Genomic DNA, 20133 nt, shown 5'->3' on the forward strand with positions numbered 1-20133 from the left:
GGGATGGCCTGAAGCTCTTCCTGAGCGACGGTCGCGTCGAGATCGATAGCAACAGTGTCGAGTGCACCATTCGGCCGATTGCCCTCAATCGCAAGAATGCACTCTTTGCCGGACACGATGCCGGGGCCGAGAACTGGGCGACCATTGCCTCGCTTGTCGAGACCTGCAAACTCAATGCCGTCGATCCGCTGGCCTATCTGACAGCGACGCTCACCGCCATCGTCAACGGTCACAAGCAGAGTCGCGTCGATGAGCTTTTGCCGTGGAATTATCCGTGCATGGCAAGCAACTGCCGCACGTAGTAGCCCCTGCGTCCGACCGCCTCTTTCGGAAGGATGGTTCGTGAAGTAAAACACTTCAATGAAAAACGAACCCGTCCACGAAATCTGGCTCGATCCCGAGCCAGACGATCAACTGCTCCCCGGCCTTTGTCTTGCTGGCCCAATGGGAGACGGCTTCAGAGCGCTCTTTAATAAGGGAGCTGTTAAGGCTGGCGAGATAACTGGGCATAGCCATTTCGATGTCATGACGAAATACTGGAAGCTGCAGGGCTGGGGCGAGCACCAGACGGAGCACCGCCAGGATCACGAGCCATATCCTGACGAATGGGTTCTCGTCCAACGCCCCTTTATCGACAGTATGTGAATTTGCAGTGTGGCCGCGATCAACGCACACTGGCCTTGGGTCTGAAGGGTGATCTTCAAAACGAACCCCCGTCTTGGTGGTCAGTGTGATGGGCACATCGCTTACTCCTCAGTCACCCTTTGAGCCAGATAATTAAGAGGCAAATGCAATTGGCTCAGGCTGCCATCGTCCCCCCGTGCGAAACCTGCACGTCCGCGTCAAAGAAATAACCGGCACCTCTTGCTGTTTTTATCAGTTGAGGGCTTGACGGATCCGCCTCAAGTTTGCGGCGCAGCCTCAAAATGAGAACATCTATACTCCTGTCATAAACCTCCTCGTCGCGTACTCGACTGGCAATGAGAAGTTGCTCGCGCGATAGAACGTCGCGGGGTTTCTCTAAAAACGCGAGGAGAAGATTGAACTCACCTGCCGTAAGTTTCACCTCACCGCCAGCTTCGGACATCAAGCGACGTTGCCTGAGATTAAGTGTCCAGTCAGTAAAACAAAAAGACCGTCGGTCTTTGGAGCGGACAACGTTGGGGCGCACGCGCAAGGCAACCCGAATGCGTGCTAGAAACTCTCTGATACTGAACGGCTTAGCGATAAAATCACTTGCTCCTAGCTCGAGTGCAACAACTTTATCCGTCTCCTCAAGGCGGTCGCCACTGATAATTATGATTGGAATATCAGACTTTGCCGCCAGATTACGAACGATCTCGAGCCCATCTTCACGACCTAAATTTAGATCAACAACCACGACATCGACCGTCGCGGAAGAGAGTACTCTTGTGAACTGGGTGCTGTCGGCTACCGCGGTCACTTTGAAGGCGTGGATCGTAAGGTATTCAATAATAAGATGCCGCATAGCGACGTCGTCATCGACAAGAAGAACGTGTTTCAACGGCTCACCTTTCAATCTAAAATCTGAACCCTTGTTCACAGCGCTTGAGAAATTTTCACGTGAAGGATGTACAATCATCTCCAGCTAAATGGGCAGTTCGTCAGAATTGCGGCTGACCGCGGATGACAAAAATGCGAACCAAGTATTTCAATTTTATGACAAAAATTCTCAATCGTTGTTACAAGTGAAACGCTTCGAGGTTACAGCTACTATTGATTTAGGAGATCGCCTATGGTCTCGCCCCGGCGTCGTGCGTCCGCCGCGAGCCAGATCTCGCCTACTTCATAAACGTCCTCATAGGCACGGAATGGAATAATAACATCGATCGCCGTAGAGAGCATGTCAATCAGTGTGCGATCTTCCAAGCTAGCACCTTGGACGCTACTTTTCACAAGGGAAAACAGCTTCTTGAATCCTTGGATGGGATTCGCGCCGTGTATTGTTGAAATCGATCCCGGATGTCCCGAGACGACTTCACTCAGATAAGCCCATGCTGCATCGTCGCGCATCTCGCCCAGCAATATCCGGTCCGGTCGCATACGTAGACTTGCTTGGAGCAAGTGCTCGGCGCTCACGGCACCCAGCCCAGCACCGTTCTTTGAGTAGAGTAGTCTAACATGATTATCATGTGGAATGACGAGTTCGAGCGTATCTTCTATGGTGATTAGCCTTTCCTGGGGTGGGATGGCGCTGATCAAGGTCTTGCTCATTGTTGTCTTGCCGCTTCCGGTAGGGCCACATAGCAACATCGTCAGTCGGCTGACGACGCATGCGTGCAGAAACGCTTCCAAATCCCCGTTGTCAAAATGCTGAAGGATAGCTTCATCATCCTGATTTTGGCGTTTCCTTCGTGTCTGCCACTGGTTCCACCTCGAAGCATCATAACGGGAGGAGACTTCTTTAAGACCAGAAACACGGGAGCTTGGCCGTCGAATGGTCAAGCTGACGGTGCCCGAGGGAACGGTCGGCGGCAGACAGATTTGTAGCCGTTCACCACCAGGAAGTTCAGTGGCGCAGAGGGGGTTACGTGGTCCGACATCCTGCTTTCTCAGCGCGCCCGCTAAAATAGCGATATCTTCAAGATCATCATAAGAGACGGGTAAAGGCATCTTGGTAAAAATGCCGGCTTGGCGCACAAATGCCTCTCCAGGTCGATTGATCGCAATTTCTTCAGTCTTCGGGTCATCGAGCCATTCCAAAATCGGCTTCAGAAGAAAGCGTAGTTGCGGATCCACTTCCATTTACAATGTATCCTATCTCTAAGCGGAAATTTGAATTCATTAAGAGCGGCGGTTCCTCCCCCGCGCGGCGCCGCCAGTCAGGCGGAGCTGGTAAACACCAAAGAAATCGAGGTCCCGTGCCACGAAAATGGAAACCGTGTCACCCTGATTCTTCTTCAGGGTTGGCGGTATGTTGATGGTCGCCTTAAGGGCTGTCTCAGTTGTTTGTTCACCGTTATTTTGAAAGCTGTTGAAGCTCATCCCGCCACCCGAGCTGCCAGCGTAGGTGCTAGCTGCCTGGAAGGCGCCTTGAACAGCACTCAAGAGCATGGCTCCGCTAAAACGCTGCCAGAAGTGGCTGTCGACCGAGCCCGGCAATCCTGGGCGACCGAGTTCGTCCGCGCTTGGCGATGTTAACGAGATCATCGCATGGTCAGGGGTCTCGGCGCGATCCCACAACACAAAAACGCGCTCATCTCCCTGTTGCAAGCCACGCTGTATTTCGCCAACAACGGTGGTGCCACGATCAAGAAGCACGATATTGTTCGTTGTTCCACGAATATCCTGAGGCAAGACACACTTTACATAGCCTGCCAAATTTGTGTCGATTGCGGTTTGCAGGATGCACGGAATTATTGTCCCTTGCGTTACCATAAAATCGGGGTGCGGCAAGAGCGTGGCCCTGCTGGGCTGCAGCTCGGTGGGTTTCATACGTATCGACAAATCGTTCTCGCCGGACACTTCGCCATTCGGCAAGGAGTTGTCGTCACGCTTGTCTTCTTGTCTTCGGCCCATGTCGCCCTGACTGGCGCGCTTGCTGACCCCTTGATCGCCACTGCTATATGCAAAAATCGGTGTTTCTTCCGGCCGTGGCTCATGCCGCTCCGGCTCGCCCCTTGGCGGTTGAGGAACAGTAGGCTGAACAGCCTCTTGAACCGCTGGAGTATCCGGCGGCACCTCAATCGGAGCTGGATGAAATGGCTTAGTGTTTGCTGCGATCAAAGTTGACGGCGATGCGTTGTCATTCACCTTCTTTTGACGCCCACCTAGCCAAATGAGGCTTAACGATAACGCGAGAACGACACCTCCGACGATCAATTTCTGAGACCCCGAAAGACGCCGGCGATGTTTGTCGGAGACCAGGGATCCAGATGCATCAACCTCATGTGCCGCTTGCTGACTATCGTTATTCATCCCTTTGCCCCCTTCAGGACGCGTTTCACATCGGGCCTCACGGTGCCCGTTTGCGGCCTTTGGCCAACGGGATCGTAAGCGGCATTCCAGATACATAGTACTGTGTGGCCATCCCTCAGACGCCAACCTCGTGAAACCGAAGAAATCTCGACGTCGCTCCCTTTGACTGAATAGTTGGCGACAGCTTCCTTGCCGTCAGGATTGATGGTGTAGATGGAGGGTATGCGTACATTGCCCGGAAAGTGGAATACCGTCGTAAATCCGTTGTCGAAGACTTCGAGTGGCAACAGCGAACGATCGCCTTGGGCGACGTAGTGCCAATTACTGTCCGTCGCACCAAGGGCTGTGACAGGCTGATCCAATAAATCCTCAGCTTTCCGTTGATATTGTGCTTCCGCGTGCAGTCTGTCCACAACAGCCCTCTGTTGTGCCTCCCTTCGCCGAGCCGCCGCATCGTCGGCGGGGTAGGCGAATTGGACGCTGTAATAGAGATCGGGCTGCTCTTTATCGAGGTGTGACAGCGTCTTGGAACTTATACTGAAAACATAACGGCGCATCCCGGAGTCGCTTGCGGTTAGCACGATTACTGGCTGAGGCGTGAGGACCTGGCTTGCCTTGAAGAATAGATAATTTCCCCGCGGTAGGGCTGCTAGATCTTTGCTATTTGAAACGGCAACCGATGTCACCGTTTCGTTCGTGGCGAATGTGACGACCAAAGTAGCTCCAACCGCCGTCGAGAGGCGCACGACTTGATCGGGATTGTAAGCCAAATAACGCATGCGTGGATCTAGCTTGCCGGCCATTGGAGTGTCTTCAGCCTCCGCACCAGTCGCAGCGGCAAATAAACATGCTAAAATGAAAAGTGCTTTTCTCGTCATGGTGCGCCCTGGCCTACGTTTGAAACGGTATCTTCCGAGGTCTGATAGGAGGTGACAACCAGACCTGCCGGGTTGGTCAATCTCAATCTGCCGGGCAAGCTGGTCACCTTTTCGTAGCGAACTGTCGCGGTCCACGTACTCACCACAGGCATTTTGCCGTCAACGACGAGGGTCCTTTTATAGCGAATTTGCTGCGTGCTTGGAGTTACATCATTTGAAGCGATGTGCTCGACCTCCACCCTGCCGCGTTTGCCAAGAATGACTTGAGGCGAACTGGGATTGGGATAGTTGAAGAATTGCTGGTAATCCTGGCGCACTGTTGGGGCACTGAAGTTCGATACTAGGTCGTAGGCGTACTGAGCGGTATCGGCATCATAACTCTCACGCAGGCGAACGTACTCCCACAATGAAGCGTTAACGACGGCCTCCTCTTGAGTTGCAGGCAATCGCGAGATAGACACCTCGCTGTCAACGGTGCCGTCCGGCCGTATCCATAGATATACGGGCACAAGCCTGCTCAACGGCACCATGGTAGCTATAGCGAACGCTTGAGCAACATTCCCCAAAATCGCGATAGCCGCGACAGCTGCAATGATTTTGGAGAGACGTCGCGCCGATTTCGCTCGCGCGGTTTGAAAGGCTTCTACTTCCTTATAGTGCTCGGCCAGGCTTTCGCGCGCCACTAGCATGGCATATTCAGGCCCCGTCATAGCGTCCACCCGAATTGCGGAGCTGAAGATCTGACGGAGTAGGCTGCCATCGCCCCACATTCAGCGGGAAAATCGGGCCTTTGCAGCTCGCTATTGTGTCATTTGTCTGGCAGCCGCTCAAAGCGACAACTAGGCACAGCAGGCAATATTTCATAGAATTCTCCATTGAGGCGAATTTTTGCGCGACCTAGCCCCGTTCAACCTGAGCGAAGCGACGGTACAAGCTGCTGGCAGATTGGGTTGCGCCGCTCCAGTAACTGCCTCCAATGTTGCCGGCGATTGCCGGCAAAGCGACAATGAGCGCATCCCCTGTCAGAAAAAACATATCGAGTTCGTAAAGACCAATGATCTTGGCCGCGGTCGTACCGGCAAAGGTGATTACACCAAGCATGAGGGTGAGCGCAGTCGCTTCGGTTAGGATGACGATCGTTGCCACGAGGTTTAAGAGGAGAAGCAAGAGACCGTAGGTGATAAGTTGCCCGATCCACTTCGCTGCGATGTCCCGCGTGCGATCAAAAATATATCCGACAAGAATCAGAGGCCCGATCGCGAGAAGCACTTTCGTGAGAATTCCAACGGCGTCGTAGACTCCGAAGGCAGACCAGAGCGTGCCGTAAAGGACCCACTGTGCCCCTTGGAAAGCAAGGATGTCCTGGTCGTTCATCGGACCGATTTCGGATGCGATTTTCTGAAAAACGGCCTGGGTCACGGCGAAAATTGTATCCAACTGTGCCGGAACAGTCTGCAGAGGCAAGCCTGTTACACTAAACTGCTGAACAAAGATTGGGACCGTCTTTTCGAAGATGGAAACCACATAGTCTTGGTAGTTAGCCTGCCCAACAATTAGAGCAACAACGATGGTGACCGTGATCACCCGAGTGATACCGCTGCGGGTATCGACTTCGCCGCGTATGACTAAAATACCCTGAACAATAATCCAAAGAGTGACACAGGCGATCAATGGCGCACTCACCGCCTCCTGGATAGTCTCAAGCATCGAGTCCAAGCCTGTCGTGAAGGCTACATCGAAGATCGTATGAATGGCCGTAAACGGCGCCGGAATCGTGAAATTCATCGATTGGACCTGAACTTGGCTGGCTTGTCGCAGAATGTCGGATACAATGAGCTCGCATTCGGTGAGGATATGGGCGGATGAACAAATCGCCCAGCCTTAGGGGAGGGCACCAAAGATGACAGCGGTCTTCTGATGCTCCTTACGTTGAGCGGCCGCCTCTTCCGCCTCGTGAAGGCCGGCCTGCGCGGTAGCCATCGTTAATAGGTTTGTCGCCTGTACGTTTTGAATCATTGCGTCATGGATCTGCTTGAGAAGCAAACCATTGGTCACGGTTGCCTGCATGATATTGCGAGATCGGGAAAGCTGTGCAGACGTATCAGCATTCGCCGTCAAGCGTTTGTCCATCGTTTCCAGGTTGTCAGCCGCAATGCCAGCGCTGTTTGCGGAACCGGTGATCTGCGATCGCAACAGATCCGCTTCAGCGTCGCTACCCACGACGGCACGATCTGTATCGCTGGTGATCGCACGTGCCGTGGTCGACATTGGCATTCGCGGCGAAAACATTTCATTGTCTAGGTCCTTCGTTGAAGGATACTGATTTTTCTGGTTGAGCGAAGTCAGTAGTCCAGTAACGCCGTAGGCCGACGTCAACATCGTAACCATCGCTATAGTCTGAGTGAGATTCTCCGCAGTCGCGAGCGCCGTCGCGAGCGTCTCAGCCTCCGTTGCCGGGTCGCTAACAACAAACTGCGCCCGCGCGGGCTGAATATATAGAAAGCTGCAGGTCAAAACCGTTGCAATAAGTTGCGTCGTCTTCATCGTTTCCTACCTTATCAATCTTCTGCCTCGTGGTGACGGGCCATGAATTCGCTGAGCCAGCCAGATGAGTTGCCTTCTTGTGCCTCGCGTAGTCGAGCTGCAAAGCGCACCGTGTTGGCACGCCCCGAAAGTACGGCGACATATTCACGCATATCCCGCAGATCAAATTCGCAGATGACGCTTCCACTTTCTCGTTTAAGAAGAAACTTACGGCTGCCGACCGTCATGTCTTCACGGATCGCCTGAAATTCCTTTTCGGTGCATTTCAGTCCATCGATATAAGCTGATCGATCTGCGGTTGGTGATGGATAGAAAATCTTCGTCATACATTGCGCAACCAAGCTGGCTCCTAGTGGCGATTCCAGAACATGCTCTGGTTGCTGCGTTGCCAGTATTAGCATCCCGTTGTTTTTTCGAACGGTCAGGAGGAATTTGTCGACGACGGCCGAAAATTTAGGGTTTAACAAATAGGCGCGAAACTCATCGCAGCTCATCACAAAACGGCGGCCGTCGATCATGGCGCCAATCCGATGCAGGAGATATGCTGCAGCGGGAGCGCATACTTCCTCGTATTCGAGAAGATGCGTCATGTCGAAGCCGGTAATCGACGGATCTAACTTTACTTCGTCAACTTCGCCGTCAAATGCCCAACCAAGCGCATGGCCCCGGCACCAGCGTTGGAGCCGCGCTCCTGCGCCTTCGGCAGGGCCATGCAACAAAAATTCACGTAACCCCGCGATTGAACGCATTTGTGGATCAAACGAGAGCTGACGATGGATACCCCGGACCAGACGGCGGTTCTCTTCTGGAGAAATCCCACCCCGACCATCACTCTCTATGAGAGCCACGATCCATTCGCGCAGAAAATCGTGTGAGGCTGCTGTGTTTTCTAGGCCACGCAACGGCGCCAACCCGCTGGGTGTGCCTCTGCGAAGTGCCAAATATGTTCCTCCTGTGGCGCGAACCAGCAATTCGCCACCCCGGTCCTTGTCGAAGAACACGACCGTACCTGCACGGTCGACCATGCTCTGTTCGAGCATGGCTAAAACAAACATCATGAGCGTTGTCTTACCCCTCCCGATAGGCCCGAATATTGCCGTCATGCCAACATCGTGCTCATGCGGGATATAGTCGAAAGGCGTTCCGCCATTGGTACGAAATCGGGCAATCGCGGTGCCCCAGTGGCCTGAGCTGGCGCCCTCTGGAAAGTTTTCGAAAGAGACAAACCCCGCGAAATTGCGTGAAGTGATTGCGCCAGGGCGTGTGCGCCACTTAAAATTCCCCGGCAATTGGGACCAATAGGCTGCTTCCATACCAATACCTTCTTGGACAACCACGGCACCTGCATCCGCCATTCGTGTCCGAGCCCGCGCGCCCCTGTCCCCAAGACTGTTGAGATCGTCTGCATAGACGCAAAGGCTCAAATGATGTGAGCCCATAACGAATTCGTTGCTCGCAAGTGCGTCCTCAGCCTCGGATAATTTGCCGATTTGAGTCACGGCTTTATCACCGGAACTCAGCATCTGGCTCGATTTGAGACTAAGTTTCGCGTGCGCTTGAGGGCGAGTCAGGAACGAAAAACTCTGCGTGAGAACAAGTGGAAAATCGAGGGATAGTAGCGCGTTGAGCATGCCCGGTCGCGTTTTTGCAGGGTATTCGCGAAACGAATAGATGGATCCAACGTAACTGTCTTTTGGCGTTCTGATTTCAAGTCCTCGCTTGCCGCAAATGACTCTGTCGGTATAAATCGAAGCGCCGAGTGAGCCGCTGACGACCGGAACCGGTGTGAACCGACCAGTCATTATCAACCGTAGCGCTTCGCCAATCTCGGTAAAAAGCACACCCTGCTTCTCGCGGATGCCAAGACGATGCAGGCCATACGCTTTAAGAGAGCCAGCGACAACATGCCAAAGATCTTCCATGTTCCTGATCTGGCCCGCGAGATCGTTTTCCCTTTTTCCGCTTAGCTTGGTAAACCTCCTCTTTACCTTCCCTAGAGCCGCCTGTGGGTAGACAATCAACGTAAGGAAGTGGTCATTGCGGAGGAGTTGGCCGGAGAGCACGCGCTGTTCAAAAGCTTCGTTCAAGCTAGCGGCGAAAACACTACGGAAGTGTCGCGGCGCCGATGATGGCACGTCGGCATGACGTACGAGGTGAGCATATATTGACACATGATCATCAGCGATATTGCGCAACAGCGTGTTGAACGCACGACAACGCGCATTGCGCATTTCAATTTCCTCAAGCTCGAATGCAACCCCATCAATTCTCGCAATGCTCATGATCGATCCATCTTCAAGAAGGACGATATGGTCGCTGAGGTGGCCAATATAAGGGAGATAGATCTCACCGGATCTTTCGGTCGTTCCACTCGCGCCGAGCATTACACCATTCCTCTCCCTCGCGGGGGCACCCTGATTGGATTTGGGCTAACAGTAGCGCCCCCCCAAACTGCACTATCAATGCTTCTTCCTGCTGTCCGCAAAAATAGCAGGACGACGCTCGCCGCGTTGTAGTCTCGCTCCACGATGAGCCGGGCTCCAAACCATAGGGGCGCGAGAACGACTTCGTAGAGCGGGTTCTGAACGATAACGATGACAAAGCCGGCGAACATCATGAATAACCCTGCCAATGTCAGTGGCACCCCAAGAAACAATGCGGGTCGTGTGGCTGCGAGGTAAAGGGTCGCTTCTTCCAAACGATCATTCATCAACTACCGCCAGTGAGCGTTTGGCCGAGGAAGCTCGCCCCAAACATGATAACAATGCCGCCGACGACGCCGGCAACCAGCCCAAGCGAAGCCCGCCCGAACATCCAGGAGATCCCGATAGCGACAATGCCGAGAACGGCGAGTGACTGGCCGAACGGACCAAGGATAAACGTGCATATATTGTTAACCATTGTGGCGGGGTCGGTGCCGCCACCCGCAGATTGCGCTGCGGCGGGTCCGCATGAGGAAATGCTCCATGCCATTGCACCGCCCAAGCTTGGGGCGCAGCTCGATATCACGCGCATCATCGCATTCGAGAGCGAGAGGCGATTTAGATGTAAACGATATCTCTCAAAGCATCGCATCAATGCGGACCTCCTTAGTATAAGTCGAATAAGACTTGATTGTCGTCTGCGGATTTGCCGTTGTCCTGGTCTGGCGGTTGCGGAGCGATTGAACCACCAACCCCATCCTCTTGCGAGCGGCGCTGATAAGACCCCCAAACGTCCCACGTATCTTCCGATTTTAGTGCCTTGTGATCGTCTTGCGGAGGCTCGATTAACGCGGGCACCAGCGATTGAGCAGCTGTTTCAACTTTTCGCACGTAGCCGTTTGCAAAACCGCGGATGAAATTACCGGTGTTGTAAGCGGAGATCGCCCGACGAAGTGCAATTTGCTTCTCGTCAATCGTTTCGCCGCCTGCATAACGACTTTTCAACATGTTTGCAGCGGCAGATAATGATGGGCACGCCTTGAGCGCACCGTCAGGTGTCAGACCGAGCATGGAAAAATTCCGAGAGTTTATTTGCATGAGGCCAACATCCAGCGAATGCCGTGCATCGAGACGGTGCCTGACGACTTGGGTTGCTTGGGTGTGATCTTGCCAGTGAAGCGTTTCGCCGGTGGTGTTGTCATGAATCGCTAAAGGATCAAAGCGACTCTCCACCTTAGCTATCGCCGCAAGTGTAGATGTCGCAACTGATGGGGCACACTTGCGAGCAACATGGTCGAACTCAGCAGATGAGAGTGGCGTGGCAAGGCTCGACGAACAGAAGGAGGACATCAAGGCAAGAGAAAGCGACCCCGATCTCTTAAACATACCTTATCTCCTTAGCTCGCAACTAACACCGCCTCTCCCGTTGGAAGAAGTGCGTTGTTTTATGTTGACGATTATCGGGAGGGTCGGTTACTCGAAAATTTTCAATTGCTTCTTTATGATTTCAATTGAAGCGAAAACCTTCGCTCGGCGTCTTGGAACAAAACATGGACCGAGAACCGCGCATCCCTGACAAAGCAACCGGATTGACAGACCGCAGTTGGTCAGGTCGGCCTCAGAACGAAAATGCTCGCGATCAAACTTTTTGGCTGTCCGCTGGATGCTTTTTAACATTCGATGCGTCACCGTGGAATCTCCCCCGGTCAGCAGGCTCCACGGTACGGTTTGACACGCGGCGGTTCAAGCGAAATTGGTTCTTCTAGGCCATAGATAATGATCTGATCCAAATTCTTGCTGCTGCCAATTTGACTGCGGCGAGAAAGTTCATCGGGTTTCTGTCATAGCGCGTAGCTACCCCTGTTAACTGTCTGATTTCGCAGAAAAACGCTCGACGAGATTACGCTGTCTGTAAACCCATTCGCTGAACGGGAAGCTTTCCTTCCGATTACTCTTGGCAGGAATATTGGCCCATGCCTGCTTGCGCTTTGCAAACGCTCTTATCGTGTTGGTATCATATGCCTTGTCCGCCAGCAGGAACGCACTCTTAGCGATTGTTTGTAAAAATGTTTCGCCATGCGGCGGTCATGGGCTTGACACGCTGTCAGCGCAAGACGGATCGGTCGACCGTCGGCATCGACAACAGCGTGAATCTTGGTGGTCAAACCGCCACGGGAACGCCCCATACAGCCATCGTCTTGATCCCACTGTTCCCGTCGCCGCATGTTGGTGGACGCGGACAAAGGAACTGTCAATCATGACGACATCCCATCGAAAGCTTTGGAAATCTCACTCAGAATATGATCCCAGGCGTCTGCCTAACGCCATCGTACAAAGCGATTGTAGCAGGTTGTATAAGGACCATATCGATCAGGAACGTCTGTCCAGGGCGAGCCCGTCCGGAAGCGCAACAAGATGCCATTGATCACCCGCTTCACCGCGCGGCACGCCACGCGGTTTATTTGGGAACAAAGGACTGAACAACAGTCCATTCTAAATCGGTGACATCAAAGCACCGACGGATTATCAGGGGCCTCCAAATCAAGCCTCAATGAATCAAAATCAGACCGATTTGCAAACCTTATTTATGAGTGTGCGGCCTAAATGAAGAAATCGTTCTTCTAGATCGCCTCCGTGGTGTAGCAACACCTCGCAATATCGTCGTGCTGACCCTGGCCGGGCAATTTACTGGCAAGAGTGCTTTCACATGGCCGCTCTCTTGGCCGCGATAGATGATTTCGTTGCTGCTTTGGGCGCGTAGAAGGAGAGAAGTCATATCGGAGAAATTCCTCTGCCGCGAGAGCCTGCTCTATCGCGAAGGCTTCCCAACGTTGGGAACAGACCGGATCATTCACGAGGCGAAAGTCGTCAAGACATGCGTCATAGGCATATTCCCTTGAAGGATGATCTTGTTGCTGCCAATCTGGAGGCGCGGCAGCCGCGGGCCCATGCGATCTCAACGCAACTTCCGGCAAAAAATCTCACTCACCTAAAAACCACTAGCGAATCTGGCGATCAGATGAAGGCCTTATACTTAACGACACAATATCCGATGTCTGCATCACCGGCGTCGCTATCCCAGTCAATATTAAAGCGGTGCAGGACCTGAAGAATACTGATGACTTAGGCGTGCCACGAGGCCTGAGACGACGCGCGTAGACAGTTTTTTGAAATCATTACCAAAGTGATGGCCTCCGCTGAAGCCTATCACCTCTGCGCCGGTCTGTCGGAGAGATGGGCAAGCATTATTACGGTCTTCGCGCCCGTACATGCATTGGACGATTGCAGGGTCAATGAATCTGAGATCATCCAGAGGATTGCCGCCCTTACCTTCGGTTTCGAGTTGGAGCCAGCCCCTAAATGAGACGACATAGTCGACTTGATGTGACAATGCCAAGAGAGAGATTTGCTTAACCCGATTTTTTTGCTCAAGCGTAAGCCTATTGAAGCTTGCCGGCATGACGTCAGCGCCGAAAGAATATCCTATAAGTAAAACATTCTGCACACCGAAATGCTTGGTGTAGACATCGATTATGTGACCAAGATCCTTAGCAGTTTCGCTTGGAGACCGCTCCGACCAGAAATACCGAAGTGAACTGACGCCAATGACAGGAATCCCTTCCGTCTGCAGATAGGTACCAATCACCTCATCGATATTTTGCCATCCAGCGTCTCCGGAATAAATGATCGCCACCGTGTTCTTGGCTGGCTTGGCATTGAAAACCCGAAGAGGAAGTCTCACTCCAGCTTCGCCCCCGTTTGACCACATGACACCATTGGCGCGGTCATTCGCATAGGCAGCGTCTGCCGCGAGAAACAGTGTAAATACGAGTATCAATACCAATTTTATCGCCATTTCGATACCTTGTCAGCGGAACATCTCGATAATTTCCGACTAATGTTTCAAGCGGATATCAACTGCGTCGCAATTTGTTACAAAAGACACCTAAGCCCGCAGTGAAGGTTTGCGGAGAACTTTTGCTGAGATCTCGAATCGAAAGAAGAACATCCATGCTGGGACTTCAAGAAGTCGACCAGAAGAAGAACCAGAAAGGCTGCAGCGGAAAATATGGGTCCCTTTGGAGAGCGCCTCATGGACGTGAACAAATCGCCTGAACCAGGGATGCCACGGATACAAAAGCTCGCGAAGCTCGGTCCCGTGGGTGTTCTGTCGTCTCTTTGTACAACAGCCGTCGTCCACACCGATTTTTGACCGCACCGGTTCCGGCCTACTTCAATCTGCTGGCACCAATGATGGTGGTGTCATAGCTGGTGCGTAAACCCTTTCAAGCAAACGACCGGACCTGATCGGACAAATCAAGCCGCGTCGCCCGGCTTGATCCACTGAACCTATGCCGTTCGATCTTTCATGTAGTTCCCCCGTCGCGCTCCACCGAACCGAAATCTGATTGCCAGTCCTGACACGTCGCAACTCTACGTCTTGATTTTGGTTAGGATTGCATGCGCCATAGTTCTGGACGATATCGGCTTCGGAAGATAAAGGTCCCTGGTCACATCCTCCCTTGAAAGGGTCATTTTGAGATCATTTCCGCCAATGATGATGGAGGCGGTCTTGAGCACTAAATCCACGGAATTAGGACTTTGATCTTCAGGAAGAGACGCTTGGTCGACCATGACCAGATCGGCTTCATTGCCTTTTGAAATCCAATCGCGAATTTCATTAAAGGTACGAAAACCGACCGGCTCATATCCTAGAGCGGCGATCTTGTCTTCATACGCCTCCCGCAGGAGGTCATCGGGCTCAACAAGTGCCACAATCTCCCCGTTTCCACGCGGTGCCTTATTGCGGCCGAAAAAACTGTCTGGATTTACGGGTTCCTTAGAAGACGGAGGGAGATAAATGTCAAAGCGCGTCCCATGCCCAACAGTTGAACTAACGTCGATGTAACCCGCAAACGCGCTGATATGACCATGCACAGAAGCAAGGCCGAGACCCGTTCCACCGTTGCGAGCTCGTGTCGTAAAGAAGGGTTCAAAAATGTGGGGTAACACAGCCTCGGGAATGCCTCCACCATTGTCGCTAATAGATAGGAGAACATAGTCGCCAGGTGGCATAACACCATGCGCCAGAATTTTCTTAACTGGTAAAAAAGCTTGGCTGATGATGATGTCGATTTGACCATTTGCAGTCATGGCTTGGGAAGCATTCTTGCAGATGTTAATTAGTACCTGTTGAAGTTCAAGCGGGCTTCCTTCGATCACGCTCTGCATTTGATCAAATCTGAAACTAAGCTCGATGTTTGGCGGAAGAGCCATACGTAGCAAGGGAGCGATTTCGGTCACAAGCTCTGAGACACTAAATGGCTTGATCATGCGCTCCTGTTTTCGGCTCAGCGTCAAGATCTGATCGATAATGAGCATGGCTCTGTCGCCTGACGAAATGATATAGTCAATATATCTTCGGGTGACAGATGTTCGAGACACCGAGTTTTGTGCTAATTCTGCGTGCCCGAGGATTGAGCCCAAAATGTTATTAAATTCATGTGCTATTCCGCCGGCAAGTGTACCAACTGCCTCAAGGCGTTGCGCATGCTCCAATCGTCTGGCCAAAACGTCGCATTCGGTCTGCTTACGCCGAACATCGATATAGTGACAGAGGCAGGCGGTGGCGAGTTCAAGAAGCTGAATTTCGCCTTGGCAAGGTCGAGGGCGATAGCTTTGGTAACCCAGTGAACAAACCGCAATTAGTTTATCTGTGGATTTGTGAGCCAGTAGTATCGAGAGACCTGGAATTTCGAGAGGCAAATGTACGATTTTTTTCGACGATATGATGCGGAATACCGTCGCCCGTTCGTCCGCTTTGGTACGAGAGACTATTTCGCGTAGCACGCTGTCGTCCCACACAGGTTTTGGGTGTTTCGCACCGAATGTTTCGACAGCCCATCTACGGTCATGGTCCACTAGAGCTAACGCGCACGTATCGGCATCAAAGAAGCGCTGAATAATACGAAGTGCAGCTTGCGCGGACGACGTGGTGGCCGCCTCACCTTCAAAACATACTCCGATCTCTTTGATTAGCTCTTCGTAATCTAAACGCCGCGCTAACCAATCGGTTTTTTTGCGTAGCCTATAGACTAAGGTGATGATGTAGAGGCAAAGACCCACTGAAGCGGACCCAAGAAAGATACGTGCGCTCCGCTCCTCTACATTTTTCAAGCTATAGACCTCCAAACACTCGCGCTGCAGCATCTCCGCAATTTCTGCGGTGTCAGACGTCTGAATCATGTTCACCAGATCTTTCACCTGTGGCAAAAGCGATAAGATAATGGGACCTTCACGTGCAAGTATGCGCACGGGAGCTTCATCAAGACCGCGTTGTTTTTGGAGCCTCTCTAGTTCAAGGCTGATCTCGAATGAAATAGCCGGGCTTGGTTGCCGAAGAAATTGGAGCATCATGCTAGCCAATTCTGTTGGTTTTTCTAAAGTCTGATCGGTTGAGGCTTTTCCTGGAAGACTGCTCAAAGCACGAGTGAAACTGGCCAGCGAATCTTGCAGGCGTACATTTTGCGCACCAAAGGCGGCGACCGCCGCGTCAGCCGAATTTAGAGACACTTCTAGCTGGCGTAGCAGTTGAGCAGCATTGCTCTCACTTACAATATGAGATTGTCTAAATAATTGCTTCAAATCTTCCAGATTCTTCCGCAGAGCTCCCAGCCTGGAGATAATGGGGCGGTAGTTCGCCACGGTGCCCGTGTGAGCGCGGAGTACATCGCGCTGCAGTGAGGCGCTGTCGGCGTTAATCGATCGTAGTTGGCTGAGGATTGCCTGGGTAGTCGCATTGTCCTGCCAGGACGCAACCGCCATGAACGCGAAAATCATTGCAGCAACGATAAGGGCCAATATAGACCAAGGCTTCGCGCCTGTCTTAAAATCCTGCCGCGTCGGTGAATATCTTCCGTTCATCGCACTTACTTCCTCGTGCCAACGCTTTGATCCACGCCAACTGCGTTAGGCTGCACGAGAGGATTTGTAAATGGCTTTGAAAGCGGGAATATATATTCAGTTTGTTTCAAGTGAAACAGAGAAGAATTGAACACACAAGCGGCTGATGGGACGTCGATGAAACGCGACGTTGTATCTGTGCCGTAAGGGGATGGAGTCGGCTTCGCCAGGTCAGGCAAAGATCCGGCCGTAAATGGGGCGTCAGAGGTGCGGCTAAAGAACTTTCGGGCGTGAGCTTGTTCACGAACGCGATACTTGTCTGTGGCTGAAAAACCGGGCTCATAACGCATTTTGCAGAGGTTGCCGCCGCCAAATCGTCGGGTGACTTTCCGGGTCTCGATACCATCCTCGCCAAGCTTTGACAGTTTGGCCGATTCGCAGCAGGCACAGTTCGTATGGGTGGCGATAACGACACGCTGATGCGGCCGATGTACCGGGAAGCGTTTGCGTGATGGGCGCTTGCGCTCGAAAGCTTTGACGGCTGTAGGAGATCGTCGCGAAACGAGATCCGTATGAAGTATGCCGGTCTTTGGCCGCCACGACCGCATAATACGAACAGTGCCCCCACATCGGGTCAGGCTTCAGTACTTTCTGCACGATCAACGGCAGACCGGGGAAGCCTTTGCGCATGTCGGTGTAGCACGTTGCCTGCCAGACCTTCACACCAGCAGGAACCATGATCATAGCAGCCCCAGCACGCAATCGAGAATACGGCTAAGTGCTTCCGTGTCGATGTTGCTATCTACGCGGACACGTCGGTCCCGACCCAGCTTGATTATTACATCGCTGTGCTTCCGACTGGCTGACATTGATACCGTCCGCGCAGGCAATCTCAGAGATAACCGCGTCCGGCTCAAAGCAGGCAGCGACGGGGCGCTCTTTGTCTTCGCGTGGCCAGCGGCGGCGGCATTTGACAGCCGTGATGACTTAAATCCTATGCCTCGTCGTAGGACTGTCCCTGATGCTACCACTAGGACAAATCGACATTCATCGCAGCCATATCACTGCGGCAACGAGATATACGAAGCCTTCGAAGTAAATGGTTCTGCGGTCGTGCTTCGTTGCGAATCGCTAAACTTCTGTCTCACCAAACTCGCTCGTTTGGGTGGCAACCGTGCTAGAACTTCAGATCCTCCTCCGGGAAATACGGTCGTCTGGCGTGGACTCAGCCGGCTGACAGATATTTGTCTCAGAACCGAAATGGCAGCGACGCTCAAATGTGGGTAATTGCAAGCGTTACCTTGGGCTTACATCGGACTGGACTGGACGCAAAAATCACTGTGGAGCACGAAAACTCAACCCATGGTCGATCGCGCACTTGTAGGCCAAGCTGGTACCTTTTCGCTCATATGTTGGCATGTTGAATGTAACCATCGTGAAATCGGCCTCACCGTTTGACCGGATCTGATAACGAATAAATTGAGTTATGGGTTTACCGTCACGGTCAATGGTGAAGTGCTGATCTGCAAACGCAAGGGTGCCGTCAGCTGTTATTCGATACGCATCTATACGCATGCCTCCTCGGGTTTTTGTCGCCGGAGTATCGGCCACCCCGGGGTTACACAAACTTAAATCAACCGTGACATTCACCGGCTTTCCGGCAGTCAGCGCTAGTTCAATTTCAGACAACGTCCCTAATGTATGAATATTGTCGGCTGCATAAACCGGCGTCGCCAAAAATACACCGACAAGGATTGTACTGATCCGTTTCATAAGCGACTCCTTTTTGAGTGAATCCGAAAACACCGCATTCCGCAACTCTTGAACCGCAGCGGTATCGGTCGGCAGCAAAAAGCAAAATACGGGAGATATACGCGCGACGTAGACAATGGGCTTCAACCGAGGTTCGACAATTGATTTGAGATATAGGAAGGGTGCGCATCAAGTAATCGGTGACGCATTTTTATGAGTTGCACCTTAACGTGATAACTCCCGAGCAAATCGAAGCACTGGCATGCGGACACCTAAGCGAAAGTCGCTTCGATCATCTTAGTGTCACAGGTAGATTAATCGGCCCGCGAAAGCCGAAGCCGCGCCATTGCACTAATTCAGGGTGGGGCAATATCATATCCGGAAATCGATCGAACAGTATGGGCAGCATGATCGCGCCGACGGTTTGCCGCGAGATTTGCGCGCCTGGGCAGTGATGCGGGCCGGAGCCAAAGGACTGATGCGCACTCTTCGGCCGAAAGACATTGAAGCTTTCTCCATCCTCAAAGACATCTTCATCACGATTGGCGGAGGCCTGAATAGTCATCACAATATCGCCCTTCGGAACGATAAAGCCCCGAATTTCGGTGTCCTCCCGCACGAGACGCGAACTAGCTTGAATGGGAGCAACCCAGCGCAGCCCCTCCTCAAAGGCCTGCCCCCAGCATTGCTGTCTCTTGACCTCCTCGAGTTGCTCCGGATTGGTCAGCAATCCATAGAGGATCGTGCCGAGAGCGTCGCGAGGCTCGTTAACCCCTCCCCCAATGGCGATCTTGATGTTGGCATAGATCTGGCTTAAGGGTATGGGATCAGGCGCGTTCAACATGGTCGCAAAAGCCGAGGGGTTGGGCGCGGATCGGTGTTTTTTGACCAGGTCGTTGAAGAGGCAGTTCATCTCCGCATTGGCCTCGTCCGATCGCTCAAAGAGCTCGGATCGCCATCCGAAGTTACCGGCTCCGTCAATAAGCCGTTGCGACCAGCGGATAATCTCGACATCTGATGCCTCACAAATTCCGAGAATATGTGCCAGTATGCGAGCAGCAACCGGACCACAGATCTCTGCAAAAAGATCTACTGTGTCGCCGCGCGGAAGGCGATCTAGATACTCGTTCACGATGTCACGATAGATCGGCGCCCAATGATCCGCGATCGCTTTCGGTGCGAATGCTCTGGCCATGGCCATTCGTTCCCGAGCGTGTTCAGTTCCATCCTTTCGCATCAAAGTATGAGCCTGAAACGCCGGCTTCATCGGCGTGCTGGGATCATCAGAACTAAAGCGTGAAGGATCATCCTTCACCATCTTAGTATCGAAGGCCTTCGTTAGAAACGTCCGTCTGACCGAGGCGACGTGTACCACCGGGTTTTGCACGCGCATTCTGCGATAAATCGGATAGGGATCGAGTGTTAGGTCATCGATGGTCGTCACGTCGTCCACTGGCGCGAATAGCATTGGAAATCTCCAAGTGATGCTTGATATCGATACACGCCTCTCTTCCATCCGAGCGGCGCAGATTGACTTCACAGGTCGAAGCTCAATTTTACCATCATGTCGGTGGCGCGCCGGATGCCTCCGTGACCCATCATCCGTGGCCAGTCACCCACCACCGCAAGATTCGGCGCGCGGCGCAAAAGTGTTCTAAGTCCTTCTTGCAATTCAATTCGCGCCAACGTCTCGC

At 52.7% G+C, this 20133-nt stretch carries 18 protein-coding genes and 2 pseudogenes; 1 reads left to right on the forward strand and 19 read right to left on the reverse strand.

Annotated elements, in window-relative coordinates:
* Positions 1–302 (forward strand): transposase domain-containing protein (locus T18_RS24055; RefSeq protein WP_139322532.1); only part of this gene is annotated, 302 nt, incomplete at its 5' end.
* 55 nt (positions 303–357) lie between these two features.
* Here the strand turns inward: T18_RS24055 and T18_RS27065 are convergent.
* From T18_RS27065 to T18_RS24155, 19 genes and pseudogenes are all read right to left on the reverse strand, one after another.
* Positions 358–741, reverse strand: a complete 384-nt coding sequence (locus tag T18_RS27065; RefSeq protein ID WP_153463909.1) for a hypothetical protein — start codon at positions 739–741, stop codon at positions 358–360.
* Between the two features lie 58 nt (positions 742–799).
* Positions 800–1603: a response regulator gene (locus T18_RS24065; RefSeq protein ID WP_032488325.1), complete on the reverse strand. Its 804-nt coding sequence runs from the start codon at positions 1601–1603 to the stop codon at positions 800–802.
* A 131-nt stretch (positions 1604–1734) separates the two neighbouring features.
* Positions 1735–2766, reverse strand: coding sequence for a P-type DNA transfer ATPase VirB11 (virB11, locus tag T18_RS24070; protein WP_010892497.1), 1032 nt, complete (start codon positions 2764–2766; stop codon positions 1735–1737).
* A gap of 39 nt (positions 2767–2805) precedes the next feature.
* Positions 2806–3939 (reverse strand): type IV secretion system protein VirB10, encoded by a 1134-nt coding sequence (virB10, locus tag T18_RS24075; protein ID WP_010892496.1) that lies wholly within the window; start codon positions 3937–3939, stop codon positions 2806–2808.
* Positions 3936–4817 carry a P-type conjugative transfer protein VirB9 gene (gene virB9, locus T18_RS24080; RefSeq protein ID WP_010892495.1) on the reverse strand — a complete coding sequence of 294 codons (882 nt, stop codon included), beginning with the start codon at positions 4815–4817 and terminating at the stop codon, positions 3936–3938. Before virB9 ends, virB10 begins: the two co-directional genes overlap by 4 nt.
* Complete coding sequence (locus T18_RS24085; RefSeq protein ID WP_032489857.1) at positions 4814–5527, reverse strand: type IV secretion system protein VirB8; 714 nt, start codon at positions 5525–5527, stop codon at positions 4814–4816. The genes virB9 and T18_RS24085 overlap by 4 nt, the downstream gene beginning before the upstream one ends.
* Complete coding sequence (locus tag T18_RS24090) at positions 5514–5693, reverse strand: type IV secretion system lipoprotein VirB7 (protein WP_414896165.1); 180 nt, start codon at positions 5691–5693, stop codon at positions 5514–5516. Before T18_RS24090 ends, T18_RS24085 begins: the two co-directional genes overlap by 14 nt.
* A gap of 21 nt (positions 5694–5714) precedes the next feature.
* Positions 5715–6602, reverse strand: a complete 888-nt coding sequence (locus tag T18_RS24095; RefSeq protein ID WP_010892492.1) for a type IV secretion system protein — start codon at positions 6600–6602, stop codon at positions 5715–5717.
* Between the two features lie 96 nt (positions 6603–6698).
* Positions 6699–7361 (reverse strand): pilin minor subunit VirB5, encoded by a 663-nt coding sequence (gene virB5, locus T18_RS24100; protein ID WP_010892491.1) that lies wholly within the window; start codon positions 7359–7361, stop codon positions 6699–6701.
* A gap of 14 nt (positions 7362–7375) precedes the next feature.
* Positions 7376–9745, reverse strand: coding sequence for a VirB4 family type IV secretion/conjugal transfer ATPase (locus T18_RS24105; protein ID WP_010892490.1), 2370 nt, complete (start codon positions 9743–9745; stop codon positions 7376–7378).
* A complete protein-coding gene (locus T18_RS24110; protein ID WP_010892489.1) occupies positions 9745–10071 on the reverse strand; it encodes a type IV secretion system protein VirB3 in 327 nt (108 codons plus the stop codon). Before T18_RS24110 ends, T18_RS24105 begins: the two co-directional genes overlap by 1 nt.
* Positions 10071–10436 carry a pilin major subunit VirB2 gene (virB2, locus tag T18_RS24115; protein ID WP_010892488.1) on the reverse strand — a complete coding sequence of 122 codons (366 nt, stop codon included), beginning with the start codon at positions 10434–10436 and terminating at the stop codon, positions 10071–10073. Before virB2 ends, T18_RS24110 begins: the two co-directional genes overlap by 1 nt.
* A gap of 14 nt (positions 10437–10450) precedes the next feature.
* Positions 10451–11170 carry a type IV secretion system lytic transglycosylase VirB1 gene (locus T18_RS24120; protein WP_010892487.1) on the reverse strand — a complete coding sequence of 240 codons (720 nt, stop codon included), beginning with the start codon at positions 11168–11170 and terminating at the stop codon, positions 10451–10453.
* A 376-nt stretch (positions 11171–11546) separates the two neighbouring features.
* A pseudogene (locus T18_RS26435) lies at positions 11547–12311 on the reverse strand (IS5 family transposase).
* Positions 12312–12872: 561 nt separating this feature from the next.
* Positions 12873–13640 (reverse strand): AcvB/VirJ family lysyl-phosphatidylglycerol hydrolase, encoded by a 768-nt coding sequence (locus T18_RS24135; RefSeq protein ID WP_010892486.1) that lies wholly within the window; start codon positions 13638–13640, stop codon positions 12873–12875.
* A gap of 578 nt (positions 13641–14218) precedes the next feature.
* Positions 14219–16708 (reverse strand): two-component system VirA-like sensor kinase, encoded by a 2490-nt coding sequence (locus tag T18_RS24140; RefSeq protein ID WP_010892485.1) that lies wholly within the window; start codon positions 16706–16708, stop codon positions 14219–14221.
* 353 nt (positions 16709–17061) lie between these two features.
* Positions 17062–17232: pseudogene (locus T18_RS28005) on the reverse strand (IS66 family transposase); the annotation flags it as partial.
* 790 nt (positions 17233–18022) lie between these two features.
* Positions 18023–18460: a VirK family protein gene (locus T18_RS24150; RefSeq protein WP_010892484.1), complete on the reverse strand. Its 438-nt coding sequence runs from the start codon at positions 18458–18460 to the stop codon at positions 18023–18025.
* Between the two features lie 271 nt (positions 18461–18731).
* Positions 18732–19907: a cytochrome P450 gene (locus tag T18_RS24155; protein ID WP_040132288.1), complete on the reverse strand. Its 1176-nt coding sequence runs from the start codon at positions 19905–19907 to the stop codon at positions 18732–18734.
* Between the last annotated feature and the right edge of the window lie 226 nt (positions 19908–20133).

Origin of the sequence: Rhizobium sp. TBD182, assembly GCF_001950375.1 — a bacterium.
GTDB lineage: Bacteria > Pseudomonadota > Alphaproteobacteria > Rhizobiales > Rhizobiaceae > Agrobacterium > Agrobacterium tumefaciens.